We start from the raw sequence: 286 nt of genomic DNA on the forward strand, positions 1-286 counted from the left end.
CAAGGCGCCACAGCAATCAGACAAAAGCAGCTCACCGCCACACCCATGTCGGCAGCACGGCCGGACAAACCACCATCCGAAGCGGCGGAGATACCACCCTCAAAGGCGCGCAAATCATCGGCAAAGGCATAGGGTTGGACGCACAAAGCCTCCGCATCCGAAGCGTTCAAGACACAGAAACCTATCAGGGCAAACAGCAAAACGGCAACGTCCAAGTTACCGTCGGCTACGGACTCAGTGCAAGCGGCAGTTACAGCCAAAGCAAAGTCAAAGCAGACCATGCCTC

The 286-nt window shown here is 56.6% G+C and carries 1 protein-coding gene; it reads left to right on the top strand.

What is annotated here, in order from left to right; translation table 11 throughout:
- On the top strand, positions 1–286 hold a 286-nt coding region (locus tag HMPREF2907_RS00235), incomplete at both ends, for a hemagglutinin repeat-containing protein (RefSeq protein ID WP_210388573.1).

This window comes from Neisseria sp. HMSC055H02 (genome assembly GCF_001813335.1).
GTDB lineage: Bacteria > Pseudomonadota > Gammaproteobacteria > Burkholderiales > Neisseriaceae > Neisseria > Neisseria sicca_C.